Below are 14,056 nucleotides of genomic sequence, written 5' to 3' on the forward strand. Positions count from 1 at the left end.
GTGGAATCAAATCCTTCCCATGAGGCTTTCCATGACACTGACCAACCTGCTGACTGCCCTGCCCGCCGCCGACCCAACCTGCGCCGAACGCGTGGACGAACTGCTCAGCCGCCCGGGCGTGCGCGTCGAGCGTATCGTCTCCAGCGGCCAAGCCAGTCCGCCAGGTTACTGGTACGACCAGGCCGAGGGCGAATGGATCGTGCTGCTCAGCGGCGCCGCCGGCCTGCGTTTCGAGCTCGAAAACCATACCCGGCTGCTGGCGCCGGGCGATTGCCTGGACATCCCACCGCACTGCCGCCACCGGGTGGAATGGACGGCACCTGGCATGCCGACCGTCTGGCTCGCCGTGTTCTATACCAGTGCCACCCCGTGGCCCACCTGAAAGGCCGCCCGTAGTGTCTGCAAGAGCAGCACCAAGCTGCTCTTGGCACAAACGCGGTCGCCACTCGACCAAAGTATCAATGCAAATTTAATAACCTGCATGAACACCCCGTTTAATGCTTTTTTCACCGCCTGATCTAAGCTTTTAGCCACACCTTGGCAAGTTCAGCCCTGCGACAATCAGCCTCACAAAGTTATGTACTAACTTGTTAATTAGCAAGCTAAGGGCTTAAACTGCGCCCATTCCACCTGCTGAGATCCCTGGCATGAAAGAAACACCGCGCGCGTCTGGCGCCACAAACATCATCCTTGTCGGCCTGGGCGTGATCATCGCCCTGCTCGGCCTCCTCCTGGCCGCTGGCGGCATCAAGCTGGCCGGCCTGGGCGGCTCCTGGTACTTCCTGATCGGCGGCCTGGCCATGGCCATTGCCGGTATCCTCATCGCCCGCCGCAAAAAGGCCGGTGCCTGGCTGTACGCGGCGTTTCTGGTCGGCACTGCCGCCTGGGCGCTGGTCGATGCCGGCCTGGTGTTCTGGCCGCTGTTCTCGCGCCTGTTCATGTTCGGCGCGATCGGCATGGCGGTGGCGCTGGTCTACCCGCTGCTGGCCCGCGCCAACGGTGCCAACAGCGGCCGTGGCGCCTACGGCATTGCCGCGGTGATGGCCGTGGTACTGGTGATCGCCGCCGGCAACATGTTCGTTGCCCACCCAAGCGTCGCTCCTACCGGCAAGGGCCCGGGCATGACCCCGGTCGAAGCCGGCAAGGAACAGAAGGACTGGGCCCACTACGGCAACACCGAGGGTGGCAGCCGCTTCGCCGCGCTGGACCAGATCAACCGTGACAACGTCGACAAGCTGAAAGTGGCCTGGACCTACCACACCGGTGACGTGGCCATCAGCGACGGCAACGGCGCCGAAGACCAGCTGACCCCGCTGCAGATCGGCAACAAGGTGTTCATCTGCACGCCGCACAACAACCTGATCGCCCTTGACGCCGACACCGGCAAAGAGCTGTGGAAAAACGCAATCAACGCGCAATCCAAGGTCTGGCAGCGTTGCCGCGGCATGGCTTACTTCGATGCGACAGCCGCCATCGCCCAGCCGACCCAGCCGAACAGCTCGCCGATCGCTGGCGGCAGTGTAGCGGCTGGCGCCAACTGCCAGCGCCGCCTGCTGACAAACACCATCGATGGCCGCCTGATTGCCGTCGACGCCGACAATGGCGAGTTCTGCCAGGGCTTCGGCAACAACGGCCAGGTCAACCTGATGGAAGGCCTGGGCAACGTGCCAGACTCCTTCTACCAGCTGTCCTCCGCACCATTGATGGCCGGTACTACCGTGGTGGTTGGCGGCCGGGTCGCCGACAACGTCCAGACCGACATGCCAGGTGGCGTGATCCGTGGTTTCGACGTGATCACCGGGGAAATGCGCTGGGCTTTCGACCCGGGCAACCCGGAAGATCGCCAGGCGCCTCAGGGTGACAACACCTACGTGCGCAGCACCCCGAACAGCTGGGCACCGATGTCCTATGACCCGGCGATGAACACGGTATTCCTGCCGATGGGCTCGTCCTCCACCGACATCTATGGCGTTGAACGCAACAAGCTGGACCACACCTACGGTGCTTCGGTACTGGCCCTGGACGCCACCACCGGCAACCAGAAGTGGGTGTTCCAGACCGTGCACAACGACCTGTGGGACTTCGACCTGCCGATGCAGCCAAGCCTGATCGACTTCACCAAGGACGACGGCCAGTCGGTACCTGCGGTGGTGATCGGCACCAAGGCTGGGCAGATCTACGTGCTCGACCGCGCCACCGGCAAGCCGCTGACCCAGGTTGACGAAGTACCGGTCAAGCCAAGCAACATCCCCAACGAGCCGTACTCCCCCACCCAGCCGAAGTCGGTTGGCATGCCTCAGATCGGCGCGCAGACCCTGACCGAATCTGACATGTGGGGCGCAACCCCGTATGACCAGCTGTTGTGCCGTATCGACTTCAAGAAGATGCGCTACGACGGCCTGTACACCGCACCAGGCACCGACCTGTCGCTGAGCTTCCCGGGTTCGCTGGGTGGCATGAACTGGGGCAGCCTGTCTACCGACCCGGTACATGGTTTCATCTTCGTCAACGACATGCGCCTTGGTCTGTGGATCCAGATGATCCCGTCGCAGAACAAGGGTGACGCGGCCTCCGGGGGTGAAGCACTGAACACCGGCATGGGCGCGGTACCGCTCAAGGGCACCCCGTATGCGGTGAACAAGAACCGCTTCCTGTCGGTAGCCGGCATTCCGTGCCAGGCGCCGCCGTTCGGCACCCTGACCGCCATCGACATGAAGACCCGCCAGGTAGCCTGGCAGGTACCGGTCGGTACTGTTGAAGATACCGGCCCGCTCGGTATCCGCATGCACCTGCCGATCAAGATCGGCCTGCCAACCCTCGGCGGCACCCTGTCGACCCAAGGCGGCCTGGTGTTCATCGCAGGCACCCAGGACTTCTACCTGCGCGCCTACGACAGCAGCAACGGTAACGAAATCTGGAAGGCTCGCCTGCCAGTGGGCAGCCAGGGCGGCCCGATGACCTACGTCTCGCCGAAGACCGGCAAGCAGTACGTAGTGATCACCGCTGGCGGTGCACGCCAGTCGACTGACCGTGGCGACTACGTGATTTCTTACGCGCTGCCGTAAGACCCCGTCGCCTGCTTCGCGGGCATGCCCGCTCCCACAGGTTCTGCCTTGAACCTTGTGGAAGCGGGCGCGCCCGCGAATTGCCTGAAGAACTTTTCGAGACACAGCAATGCCATCCGCAATCCGCATCACCCCTACCCTGCTGCTGGCCCTGGCCAGCACCACCGCCCTCGCCGACGGCGACCTGATGACCCGCAACACCCTCACCGGTGACTGGGGTGGCCTGCGCCACCAGCTGGAAGACGACGGCGTCAAGTTCACCGGCGACTACAGCGGCGAAACCGCCTACAACGCCCACGGTGGCCTGCACCGCTCGGCGCGCTATTCGCAGAACCTGAAGCTGGGCGTGCAGTTCGACCTGTCGAAACTGTACGGCCTGGACAACGGCGGCAAGGTCCAGCTGACCATCAACGACCGCCGCGGCAACAGCGCCTCGGAAGACCTGGTCGGCAACCGCTTGCCGATCCAGGAAAACTACGGTGGCCTGTACACCCGCCTGACCGAGCTGAGCTACGAGCGTACCCTGTTCACCCCGGCGCTCAACGTCAAACTGGGCTACATGGCAATGGGCAACGACCTTGGCGGCCTGGACAGCGGCATCCTGTGCAACTTCATGAACGCCGGCTTCTGCGGCCACCCGCTGAACATGTCCGGCGGCAGCGGCTGGACCAACTACCCCAACGCCCACCTGGGCGTGCGCGTGAAGTACGACCTGTCGCCGGCCTGGCAGTTGCGCGTGGCTGCGTTCAACGTCGACCCAGAGAGCAACGGCAACTCCAGCCGCGCCTGGCACCTGGGCCCCAAGCACACGACTGGCACCGTGGTGCCGGTGGAGCTGGTGTACAAGCTGCAGGGTGACCTGCCGGGCGAGTACAAGCTGGGCTACTACTACGACAGTTCCGACGTGAAACGCGTCGGCAGCGATGATGAGGTATCCGGTCGCGGCGGCCACTACCTGCTGGTAGACCAGGCGATCTGGAACGACCCTGCGTCCCCAGGTCGCAGCCTGCATGCGTTCGGCCAGTACTCGGCATCGAGCAAGGCGGCCTCGCCGTTCACCAAGTGGTATGGCACCGGCGTGGTGCTGTACAAGCCGTTCGAGGGGCGCCCGAAGGACACCGTGGCATTGGGGTACGGCCGCGCCGTGCCCAACCCGCGTAGCCGCGATGTGCTGGAAGATGCTGCGTTCAACGCTGGGCAGCAGTTCCCCGATATCGACAGCGCCGAGCAGCTGATCGAGCTGAGCTATGGCTATCAGGCCACGCCGTGGCTGAACCTGCGCCCGGATGTGCAGTACATCATCGAGCCGGGGGCGTTTTCCGGCAAGGACATCGACAATGCACTGGTGGTAGGTCTGCAGGTAAAAGCAACCTTCTGAACCGGTTGCCGGGGCTGCTTTGCAGCCCTTCGCAGGCAAGCCCGCTCCTACACCGACCGCACAGGTTTCAAGGATTGTGCAATTGATGCAGGGGCGGGCTTGCCCGCGAAGAGGCCAGCACGATCAATCCTGCTTGAGGTAATCCACCAGCCTGAGCAGCATGGCATCACACCCCTGCAACTGCTCGACGCTGACAAACTCGTCAGGCTTGTGCCCCTGGTCCATGCTGCCAGGCCCGCACACCACGGTCGGGATGCCGGCCTGGTCGAACAACCCGCCCTCGGTGCCAAACGCCACCGTGCCGAACTCGTCAGAGCCGCTGAGCAACGCCACCAGCCGCGCCGCTTCGCTGTCTGCCGGCGTGGCCAGCCCCGGGTAGGCGCTCAGCGGCTCCAGCCGAATGGCGCTGGCGGCATCGACCTTGCGCATGCGCGGCAGCAGCTCGGCCTCGGCGTAGGTCTGCAACTGGTCGGCCACTGCCTGCGCCTCGAACCCTGGCAAGGCGCGCACTTCGAAATCGAATTCGCATTCCGCCGGCACGATATTCAGCGCCCTGCCGCCTTTGATCACGCCGGTCTGCACCGTGGAGAACGGCGGGTCGAAGCGTTCATCATGCTGCTCTGGTTGTGCGAGCACCGCGCCGATTTCACCCAGTTTGCCGATCAGTTTCGCCGCGTATTCGATGGCATTCACCCCGTAAGGCGCATACGCCGAGTGGCAGGCCGCGCCATGCACCTGGCAGCGCATGGCCAGCTTGCCCTTGTGCCCGAGCACCGGCTTTAGCCCTGTGGGCTCGCCAATCAGACACAGCTGCGGCTTGTGCGGGCGCTGTTCGAGTGCAGCGAGCATCGAGCGCACGCCCAGGCAGCCGACTTCCTCATCATAGGAGAACGCCAGGTGCACCGGCATGCGCAACGGCTGGGCAAGGAATGCGGGGACGGCCGCCAGCACCGAGGCAATGAAGCCCTTCATGTCGGCTGTACCACGGCCATACAGGCGCCCGTCGCGCTCGGTCAGGGCGAACGGCTCGACACTCCACGCCTGGCCGTCCACCGGCACCACGTCGGTATGCCCGGACAGCACCACGCCCCCCACGTCGCTAGGGCCGATGGTGGCGAACAGGTTGGCCTTGGTGCCCTCGGGGTTATGGAACAGCTCGCTGTGCACACCCTGCTCGGCCAGGTAGTCGCGGATGAATCCGATCAGCGCCAGGTTGGAATCGCGGCTGACCGTGGTAAAGCCGATCAGCCGGGCCAGCAGCGCGCGGCTGGCGAATTCACTCATCGCCCGGCACCCCGTAGCTTGGCGCGGCGGTGGGGTCCAGTGCGCGGGTGACGTAGTCCTGCATCTGCGGGCGATAAGCTTGCCACAGGCCATCGAGCACACCGATCGGGTCGGCATCGGCCCAGTCGACACGAAGGTCCACCAGCGGCCAGGTCAGCTCGCCAGCAATTTTCAATGCGGCCGAGTGTACCGGCCCCGCCTCGCCGCCAGCGGCCATCGCCGCATGCATTGCCGCCAGCAGGCGCTCGGCCAGGTGCCCGCCAGCCTGCTCGAACGCCAGCACCATGGCGTCGATCACCTGGGTGGAGGCCAGCAGGTTGCCTGCCGCCGCGCATTGCTCCCCTGCCACGGCATGGTGCGTGCCCAACGCTTCGCGGCCGGTGAACACCGCCACCTGACCGTGGCTGTCGATCACCGTGACCTGGCGGTACTCGCTCCAGCCATTGGCGCTCAGCACCCGATCCAGTGCTGCGGCGGGCGGCATTTGGCCTTGCTCCAGTGCGTCGAGAATCTGCGGACCAAGCGCCGGCAAGGTGATGTTCTGGGTAGAGACCGCACCCACGCCTGCACGCACCCACGGGCAGCGTGCGCCTACGGCGATGCTCGACGAGCTGATGGCGATACCGACCTGGCCGGTTTCCTGGCAACGACCGATGATGGAGAACGTCATGTCATGGTTCCTGTTGTGCTGTGCGATACACGGCATTCTGGGTCGAACCTTGCAGTGGGCGAAACGACCTTTTTCCGAGGGGTTAGGCAGGAAAAAACTGTGCTCTGGCAGACATCGAGCGCCGCCCGCCAGAAATCACCGGATGCACGTGCCCCACCCTCCCCCCAAAGCAACAAAATCGAGGGGTTCGCCGTTTTATCGGCAAGCCCCAGCTAAATACTATTTTCGCCATTTCCCCGGCATCCCTAGTCTGGCCCCAGGCAACGGCGGTCCTCCAAACCGACCTGACAAAAACCGCCTGAACAAGGGCTCGGACATGACACTGAACAACTTCGAAATCGACACCCTCGTCGTCGGCGCCGGCCAGGCCGGCGTGGCCATGAGCGAACACCTGAGCAAGCTTGGCGTGCCGCACCTGGTGCTTGAACGCAACCGCATCGCCGAGGCCTGGCGCACTGGCCGCTGGGATTCGCTGGTGGCCAACGGCCCGGTCTGGCACGACCGCTTCCCGGGGCTGGAATTCAACCTCGACGCCGACGCCTTCGCCGGCAAGGACCAGGTAGCCGACTATTTCGAGCAGTACGTACGCAAGTTCAACCTGCCCGTGCGCACCGGCATAGAAGTGAAGCGCGTGGTGCGCAACAGCGACCGCCCAGGCTTCACCATCGAAACCAACGAGGGTGTGATTCGTGCCAACCGCGTAGTCGCCGCCACCGGCCCGTTCCAGAAGCCGGTGATCCCGGCGATCGCGCCGAAAGACGCAAGCCTGCACCAGATCCACTCGGCGGCGTACTACAACCCTGAGCAACTGCCGCAAGGCGCGGTGCTGGTGGTGGGTGCCGGCTCCTCGGGCGTACAGATCGCCGAAGAGCTGATGCGCGCGGGTCGCCAGGTGTACCTGTCGGTCGGCGCCCACGACCGCCCGCCACGTGCCTACCGCAACCGCGACTTCTGCTGGTGGCTGGGGGTGCTGGGTGAATGGGATGCGGAAATCGCCAAGCCCGGCCGCGAACACGTGACCATCGCCGTGAGCGGCGCCCGTGGCGGCCACACCGTAGACTTCCGCGCCCTCGCCCACCAGGGCATGACCCTGGTCGGCCTGACCCAGTCGTTCGAAAACGGCGTGGCGCGCTTCCAGAACAACCTGGTCGACAACATCAACCGTGGCGACGACAACTACCTGGCGCTGCTGGATGCCGCCGACGCCTACATCGAACGCAACGGCCTCGACCTGCCGGAAGAGCCCGAAGCCCGCACGCGCCTGGCCGACCCGGAGTGCATGCGCAACCCGCTGCAGCAACTGGACCTGACCGAGGCCGGCGTCACCAGCATCATCTGGGCCACCGGTTACGGCGTGGACTTCGGCTGGCTGCAGGTCGACACCTTCGATGCCAACGGCAAGCCCCAGCACCAGCGCGGCGTGGCCCGTGAGCCGGGTGTGTACTTCCTTGGCCTGCCGTGGCTTTCGCGCCGTGGCTCATCGTTCATCTGGGGCGTATGGCACGACGCCAAGCACGTCGCCGGCCATATCGCCACGCAACGCACCTATACCGCCTACCGCGACAGCGACCAGCGCGCAGCGGATGAGCAGCAACCCGCCAAGATCAGCAACGTCAGCACCCTCGGAGCCCACTGATGCCTACCCATACCCGCATCCGCATGTTCAACACCAAGGCCACCTACCCCAACCAGACCCTGGACAACGACCTGTGCCAGGCGGTGCGCGCCGGCAACACCATCTATGTGCGCGGCCAGGTGGGTACCGACTTCGAGGGCAAGCTGGTGGGCCTGGGCGACCCCCGGGCACAGAGCGAGCAGGCGATGAAGAACGTCAAGCAGTTGCTTGAGGAAGCCGGCTCGGACCTGTCGCACATCGTCAAGACCACCACCTACATCACCGACCCGCGCTTCCGCGAGCCGGTGTACAAGGAAGTGGGCAAGTGGCTCAAAGGGGTGTTCCCGATTTCCACCGGGCTGGTGGTTGCCGGGTTGGCCCAGCCGGAGTGGCTGATGGAGATCGATGTGATCGCCGTGGTGCCGGATCAGGAATGACCGGCAAGCTGCGCGGCGGATCACAGCCTGCCGTGCAGCCACCTTCGGGTAGCCTGCGCCGCCGCTTGCAAGCGTTGTTCTGCCTGCACACCTGCACACGGCACCTCAACGCTGATACACAGGTCCCTGGGCAAGGCGGCGAGAAAGCAAGCTCCCACAGGAATGGTGCGAACCTCGAGCGTTGTGCTGTCCCTGTGGGAGCTGGCTTGCCGGCGATGGGCCGCGTAGCGGCCCCGGCGATTCAGGCTAGAAGCCGACCGTCGCCGAGAGCAGATAAGTCCGCGGGGTCGACAGCGTCAGCCCCGGCTCGCTGTCATCCGAAGCCCCCGCCGAACTCCAGTAACGATCATCCAGCACGTTCTCGACACTGGCGCGCAAGGTCACCTCGGTAGCGTCTACCTTGAACGCATAACGCGCCCCCAGATCGTAACGCTCCCAGCCATCGATCTGCTTGCTGTTGTTCTGGTCCAGGTACTGCGAGCTCGAATGAATACCGCGCGCCGTCAGGGTAAGGCCGTTTACCCCCGGTATATCCCATTCGGCGCCAAGGTTGACGTTGTACTCGGGCGTGGCCGGCGCGCGATTGCCATCGAAGTTGCCGCCAACGGTATCGGTCAGTTCGCTGTCGATATACATCACACCGCCCAGCACCCGCACACCTTGCACAGGCTCGCCGAACACGCTCAGCTCGATCCCGCGGTTGTCACGCTTGCCATTGGGCCCGAACACCCGTGACGTGGCATTGGTCTCGTAGGCCGGCTGGCGAATGCGGAAAGCACTGGCCGTGAAGGCGACCTTGCCCAGGTCATACTTGGCCCCCACCTCAACCTGGCGGCTGGTAAATGGCGGGAATATCTGGTCTTCGTTGATCGAGGTCGACGGCGCGATCTTGCCCTGGCTCAAGCCCTCCATGTAGTTGGCGTACAGCGATAGCTGGTCAGTGACCTTGAGCAGCACGCCGCCCGAAGGCGAGACCTTTTCTTCGTCGTAGGCGGTGTCACCCTTGACCCCATCGCTCCAGTCATCCACTTGCACCCGCTGCCAGCGCGCGCCCAGGGTCAGCAGCAGACGGTCATCGAAAAAGCCGAGGGTGTCGGCCAGGGCCACACCGGAAAAGCGGTTTTCCGTGTAGACCTCGGGGTCGATGCGGGTCGGTGTACCTGGCGTCGGTGTCGCCACCGGGTTGTACAGGTTGCTGGGCGCCGAGGCATAACGCGCTCCGCCGTTGGTGAAGTCCATGTAGAAGTAGGTAGCGGCCAGGTTCAGTTCGTGGCTGACCGGCCCGGTATGGAACCAGTTGCGCAAGCCGGCCATGGCGGTACGCACGCTTTCATCCCGGGTGAAATCCCGTGGCTGCACGGTGAAGTCACCGGCATCGTTGAGGATCGACACATTGTGGCGCAGGAAGTCGTGGTTGCTCTTGCGTGCACCGACCGCGCCATAGGCCAGCAGCGACTCGCTGATATCGTACTCGGCATGCAATGCACCAAAGGTGTCGTTGGTGCGCGCCTTGCTCCAGGCCTGGGCATAGTTGTGGCGCACGTCGTTGGCATCCGGCACCTTGGCATTGGCACCGATCAGTACCCGCTCCTGGGGCGCGTCGGTATCACGCTCGGTATGGCCCAGGTCTGCCGACAGGCGCAGCCGCTCGCCGCGAAAATCCAGGCCCAGCACCGCCATTTCGCGATCGACGCTCTGATGGTCCCATTCGGTGTCACCCGACTGCTTCACACCATTGAAGCGCACGCCAAACTGGTCGCCCTCGCCGAAACGGCGGCCAACGTCCACTGCGCCGCCTGCCTGGCTACCCGAAGCGAAGCTGCCGGTGAATTCGGTGATCGGTTTGTCGCCTGCCCGCTTGGGCTGCACGTTGATACCACCGCCGACACTGCCACGCGGCGAAATACCGTTGATCAACTGGCTGGGGCCTTTGATGATGTCGACCCGCTCGGCCATTTCCATGTCGATCGAGTAGGTAGGCAGAATGCCGTAAAGGCCGTTGTACGCCACATCGCTGTTGAACAGGCTGAAACCGCGGATGGTGAACTGCTCGAAGCGCCCACCAGCCGGGTTGGTGGCGCGTACCGACGGGTCACTGGCGATCAGCTCGCCCAGGGTCCGTGCCTGCTGGTTCTTTGCCAATTCGCTGGTGTAGCTGGTGATACTGAACGGGGTATCCATGAAGTCCCGCGAGCCAAGCAGGCCTTGCCCACCCTGCCGCGCCACCTGGCCACCGGCATAGGGCTGCGTATCGCCGCTGGCGGCCAGGCCACCGACAATGCTGGTGGGGGCGATTTCCAGGGCGCCACCGGCCTGGGGCGCCGGCACCAGTGTGAAGGCACCCTCGCCCACTGGCAGCAGCTGCAGGCCACTGCCGCGCAACAACTGCATGAACCCTTCGTCGACACTATAGCTGCCGGACAGGCCAGTGCTCTGCCGGCCCTGGACCAGTGCGGGGTCCAGCGAAAGGCTGATCCCGGCCTGGTCTGCAAAGCGGGTCAATGCGGCACCCAGGCTGGCGGGTGCTACTGCATAGGTGCGCCGGGCCGGCTCATCGGCCCACGCCGGGACGCACAACAACAGGCTCATGGCGAACAACGGATGTGCTGCGCGCGCCAGTGGGCGCAGGCGGCAATAAGTCACTGCAGGCATCGAACAAGGCTCCCCTTTATTTTCTACTACCGGTAATGACCGGTGAGGAAAAAAAAGGGGACAGCCTCAAACACGATTTTCTCGCGCAGCCAGGCTGACCCAATAGCGCGTGCGCGTCTGCACCTGCAATGGCAGGCTGGCGGCGAGCAAGGCCAGCACCCGGTCGGTGTCGTCCAGGCGGAACGTACCGGTCACGCGCAGGCGCTCCAGCTCTGGTGCCCAGCGCAGCACCCCTGGGCGATACCTGCGCAACTCGTGCAGCAGCTCGCCCAAAGGCCGATCATCCAGCCGCAGCACGCCTTCGCGCCAGCCCAGCCGCCATTCGTCCAGGCCTGTAACCGGGCCGACGCCAGCCGCCTGCAGGCTAGCCTGCTGCCCGGCCTGCAGCAGCAATGCCGGGCCGTGCAGCGGCTGCAGGCGCGCCGCACCGTTGAGCACCGACACGCGGCAGGCCTGATCGAGCAGTCGCGCACAGACCTCGCCAGCGCCCAGTACCACCTGACCATAGGGCACCTGCAGGGTCAGGGTCAGGTTGCCCGGTACCTTGACTGCCACCTCGCCGCGCAGCAGCGTCAGCCGGCGTCGGCCCGCGTCGATGTCGATTGCGCTGTCGGTGTTCAGCTGCACCAGGGTGCCATCGCTGAGCATCAACTGCCGGCGCTCCCCTGCCGCAGTCCGCATGTCGGCGGTCCAGGCATCCAGCGGCAGTTCGCGACTCGCCAGCCAGGCCGCCGGCAGCAACGCCGCCACCCCCAATGCCTGCTTGAGCAGCGCCCGGCGGCCGGCATCCGGGCGGTCGAGGGTGGCCATGGCCAGTGCACCCGGCAGCGCCGAAAAACGCTGACGCAGCAACAGCGCCTTCTGCCAGGCGCCTTCGTGCAGGGCGTTGCTGGCACGCCATTGTTCCAGGCGCGTCAGGTCCGCCTCGCTGGCGCCGCCAGAATCCAGCAGCGCCAGCCAGCCGGCGGCTGCTCGCAGCGCATCGCGAAGCCCAGGGGAATGGTCAGTCATTGCAAATCGGCCAGCAGGCAATGCTCATAGGCTTGCGCCATGTAGCGCTTTACCGAGCGTTCGCAAACGCCCAGCCGCTGGCTGATCTCGGCGTAGCCCAGGCCTTCCAGCTGGCTCCAGAGAAAGGCCTTGCGCACCGGGGCTTTCAGGCCATCGAGCAATTCATCCAGCGCTTGCAGGGTTTCCAGCAGAACCCAGCGCTGCTCTGGCGAAGGCACGTGCTGCTCGGGCAACTGCGCCAATGCTTCGAGGTAGGCTTGTTCCAGGCTGCGCCGCTGGTAGAAGTTGCTGAGCAGGCGCTTGCCCACGGTCAGCAGGTAGGCGCGTGGCTCGCGGATGTCTGCCAGCGGCTGGGCACTGGCGAGGATGCGCAGGAAGGTATCCTGGCTGAGGTCGGCGGCGTCCCAGGCATTGCCCATGCGCCGGCGCAGCCAGGTTTCCAGCCAGCCGCGGTGCTCACGGTACAAGGCAGGCAGGCTGGGTTGCGATGGCGGCGCGGCGTCGATCATGGCGAAGGCCCTGCAGTGGCGCAAATAGGATTAATTCTAATTTACACTGCACCACAGCACCAAGCGCTTTGTTACCCGTCAGGCAATCGCCGCGTCCACCAGCACCTGGGCTTCCTGCACCAGGCGCTGCAGGTGCGCCTCGTCGATGAAGCTTTCGGCGTAGATCTTGTAGATGTCCTCGGTGCCCGACGGGCGCGCGGCGAACCAGCCATTGGCGGTCATCACCTTCAGCCCGCCGATGGCCTGGCCATTGCCCGGGGCATGGCTGAGGATCTTCACGATCGGCTCACCGGCCAGCTCGGTCGACTTCACCTGCTCCGGCGCCAGCTTGCTCAGCAGGGCCTTCTGCCGGGCGTCGGCCTTGGCCTCGACGCGGGTGGCGTACGGCTTGCCGAGCGCTTCGGTGAGGTCGGCATAGGCCTGGCTCGGGTTGCGACCGGTACGCGCGGTCATCTCGGCAGCCAGCAAGGCGGGGATCAGGCCATCCTTGTCGGTGGCCCACACCGAGCCGTCGCGGCGCAGGAACGACGCACCGGCGCTCTCCTCGCCACCAAAGCCCAGCGAACCGTCGAACAGTCCTTGGGCAAAGAACTTGAAGCCTACCGGCACTTCATAAAGGTCGCGACCAAGGCGCGTGGTGACGCGGTCGATCATGCCGCTGGACACCACGGTTTTGCCGACGGCAGCGTCGCTGCGCCACTGCGGGCGATGGCGGTACAGGTAGTCGATGGCCACGGCCAGGTAGTTGTTCGGCTGCAGCAGGCCATCGGCGGTGACGATGCCGTGGCGGTCGTGGTCCGGGTCGCAGGCGAAGGCCACGTCGAAGCGCTCGCGCAGGCCGATCAGGCCCTGCATGGCGTACGGCGAGGACGGGTCCATGCGGATCTGGCCATCCCAGTCGACGGTCATGAAGCGAAAGGTCGGGTCGACCTCGGTGTTCACCACTTCCAGGTCAAGCTTGTAGTGCTCGGCAATGGCCGACCAGTAGCGCACCCCTGCCCCGCCCAGCGGGTCTACACCGAGGCGCAGCTTGGCGCTGCGGATGATGTCGAAATCGATCACGTTTTCCAGGTCGGCCACATAGCTGCCTACGTAGTCGTGGCGCTGGGTGGTCGGTGCCTGCAGCGCCTGGGCATGGTCCATGCGCTTGACGCCCGCCAGGTCAGCCGCCAGCAGCTCGTTGGCCTTGGCCTCGACCCACTTGGTCACGTCGCTGTCGGCCGGCCCGCCATTGGGCGGGTTGTACTTGAAGCCACCGCTTTGCGGCGGGTTGTGCGACGGGGTAATGACGATGCCATCGGCCAGGCCCTGCTCGCGGCGACGGTTGTAGCAGAGGATGGCGTGGGACACGGCCGGCGTCGGCGTGTACTCGTCATCCTTGGACAACATCACCTGCACGCCATTGGCCGCCAGCACTTCCAGGGCGCTGGCGGTG

General features: G+C 64.9%; 11 protein-coding genes. 5 read left to right on the plus strand and 6 right to left on the minus strand.

Annotation, left to right across the window (positions count from 1 at the left end; all coding sequences use genetic code 11):
• Positions 1-31 precede the first annotated feature (31 nt).
• The 3 genes from HP546_RS15195 (at position 32) to HP546_RS15205 (ending at position 4,443) form a co-directional block, all read left to right on the plus strand.
• Complete coding sequence (locus HP546_RS15195) at positions 32-382, plus strand: cupin domain-containing protein (RefSeq protein ID WP_172226894.1); 351 nt, start codon at positions 32-34, stop codon at positions 380-382.
• 265 nt (positions 383-647) lie between these two features.
• Complete coding sequence (locus HP546_RS15200) at positions 648-3,065, plus strand: glucose/quinate/shikimate family membrane-bound PQQ-dependent dehydrogenase (protein ID WP_172226897.1); 2,418 nt, start codon at positions 648-650, stop codon at positions 3,063-3,065.
• A gap of 109 nt (positions 3,066-3,174) precedes the next feature.
• Complete coding sequence (locus HP546_RS15205; RefSeq protein WP_172226900.1) at positions 3,175-4,443, plus strand: carbohydrate porin; 1,269 nt, start codon at positions 3,175-3,177, stop codon at positions 4,441-4,443.
• A gap of 123 nt (positions 4,444-4,566) precedes the next feature.
• On the opposite strand, the gene argE is transcribed toward HP546_RS15205, so the two are convergent.
• Together argE and HP546_RS15215 are read right to left on the minus strand one after the other, a co-directional pair.
• On the minus strand, positions 4,567-5,727 hold the full coding sequence (gene argE, locus HP546_RS15210; protein ID WP_172226903.1) for an acetylornithine deacetylase: 1,161 nt from the start codon (positions 5,725-5,727) through the stop codon (positions 4,567-4,569).
• Complete coding sequence (locus HP546_RS15215; protein ID WP_172226906.1) at positions 5,720-6,397, minus strand: DUF1028 domain-containing protein; 678 nt, start codon at positions 6,395-6,397, stop codon at positions 5,720-5,722. The genes argE and HP546_RS15215 overlap by 8 nt, the downstream gene beginning before the upstream one ends.
• A gap of 316 nt (positions 6,398-6,713) precedes the next feature.
• On the opposite strand from HP546_RS15215, the gene HP546_RS15220 reads away from it, so the two are divergent.
• Together HP546_RS15220 and HP546_RS15225 are read left to right on the plus strand one after the other, a co-directional pair.
• Positions 6,714-8,033, plus strand: coding sequence for an NAD(P)/FAD-dependent oxidoreductase (locus tag HP546_RS15220; protein ID WP_172226908.1), 1,320 nt, complete (start codon positions 6,714-6,716; stop codon positions 8,031-8,033).
• Positions 8,033-8,449 carry a RidA family protein gene (locus HP546_RS15225; protein WP_172226911.1) on the plus strand — a complete coding sequence of 139 codons (417 nt, stop codon included), beginning with the start codon at positions 8,033-8,035 and terminating at the stop codon, positions 8,447-8,449. Before HP546_RS15220 ends, HP546_RS15225 begins: the two co-directional genes overlap by 1 nt.
• A 246-nt stretch (positions 8,450-8,695) precedes the next feature.
• Here HP546_RS15225 and HP546_RS15230 read toward each other — a convergent pair whose 3' ends face one another.
• The 4 genes from HP546_RS15230 to HP546_RS15245 form a co-directional block, all read right to left on the minus strand.
• On the minus strand, positions 8,696-11,101 hold the full coding sequence (locus tag HP546_RS15230; RefSeq protein WP_172226914.1) for a TonB-dependent receptor: 2,406 nt from the start codon (positions 11,099-11,101) through the stop codon (positions 8,696-8,698).
• Positions 11,102-11,167: 66 nt separating this feature from the next.
• Entirely contained in the window at positions 11,168-12,112 is a 945-nt protein-coding gene (locus tag HP546_RS15235; RefSeq protein WP_172226917.1) for a FecR domain-containing protein, read from the minus strand.
• Positions 12,109-12,621, minus strand: a complete 513-nt coding sequence (locus tag HP546_RS15240) for a sigma-70 family RNA polymerase sigma factor (RefSeq protein WP_172226920.1) — start codon at positions 12,619-12,621, stop codon at positions 12,109-12,111. The genes HP546_RS15235 and HP546_RS15240 overlap by 4 nt, the downstream gene beginning before the upstream one ends.
• A 78-nt stretch (positions 12,622-12,699) precedes the next feature.
• Positions 12,700-14,056, minus strand: a 1,357-nt coding sequence (locus HP546_RS15245; protein ID WP_172226923.1) for an alpha-D-glucose phosphate-specific phosphoglucomutase, incomplete at its 5' end; no start/stop codon positions are given.

Origin of the sequence: Pseudomonas sp. CM25, from assembly GCF_013179705.1 — a bacterium.
Taxonomy (GTDB): Bacteria; Pseudomonadota; Gammaproteobacteria; order Pseudomonadales; family Pseudomonadaceae; genus Aquipseudomonas.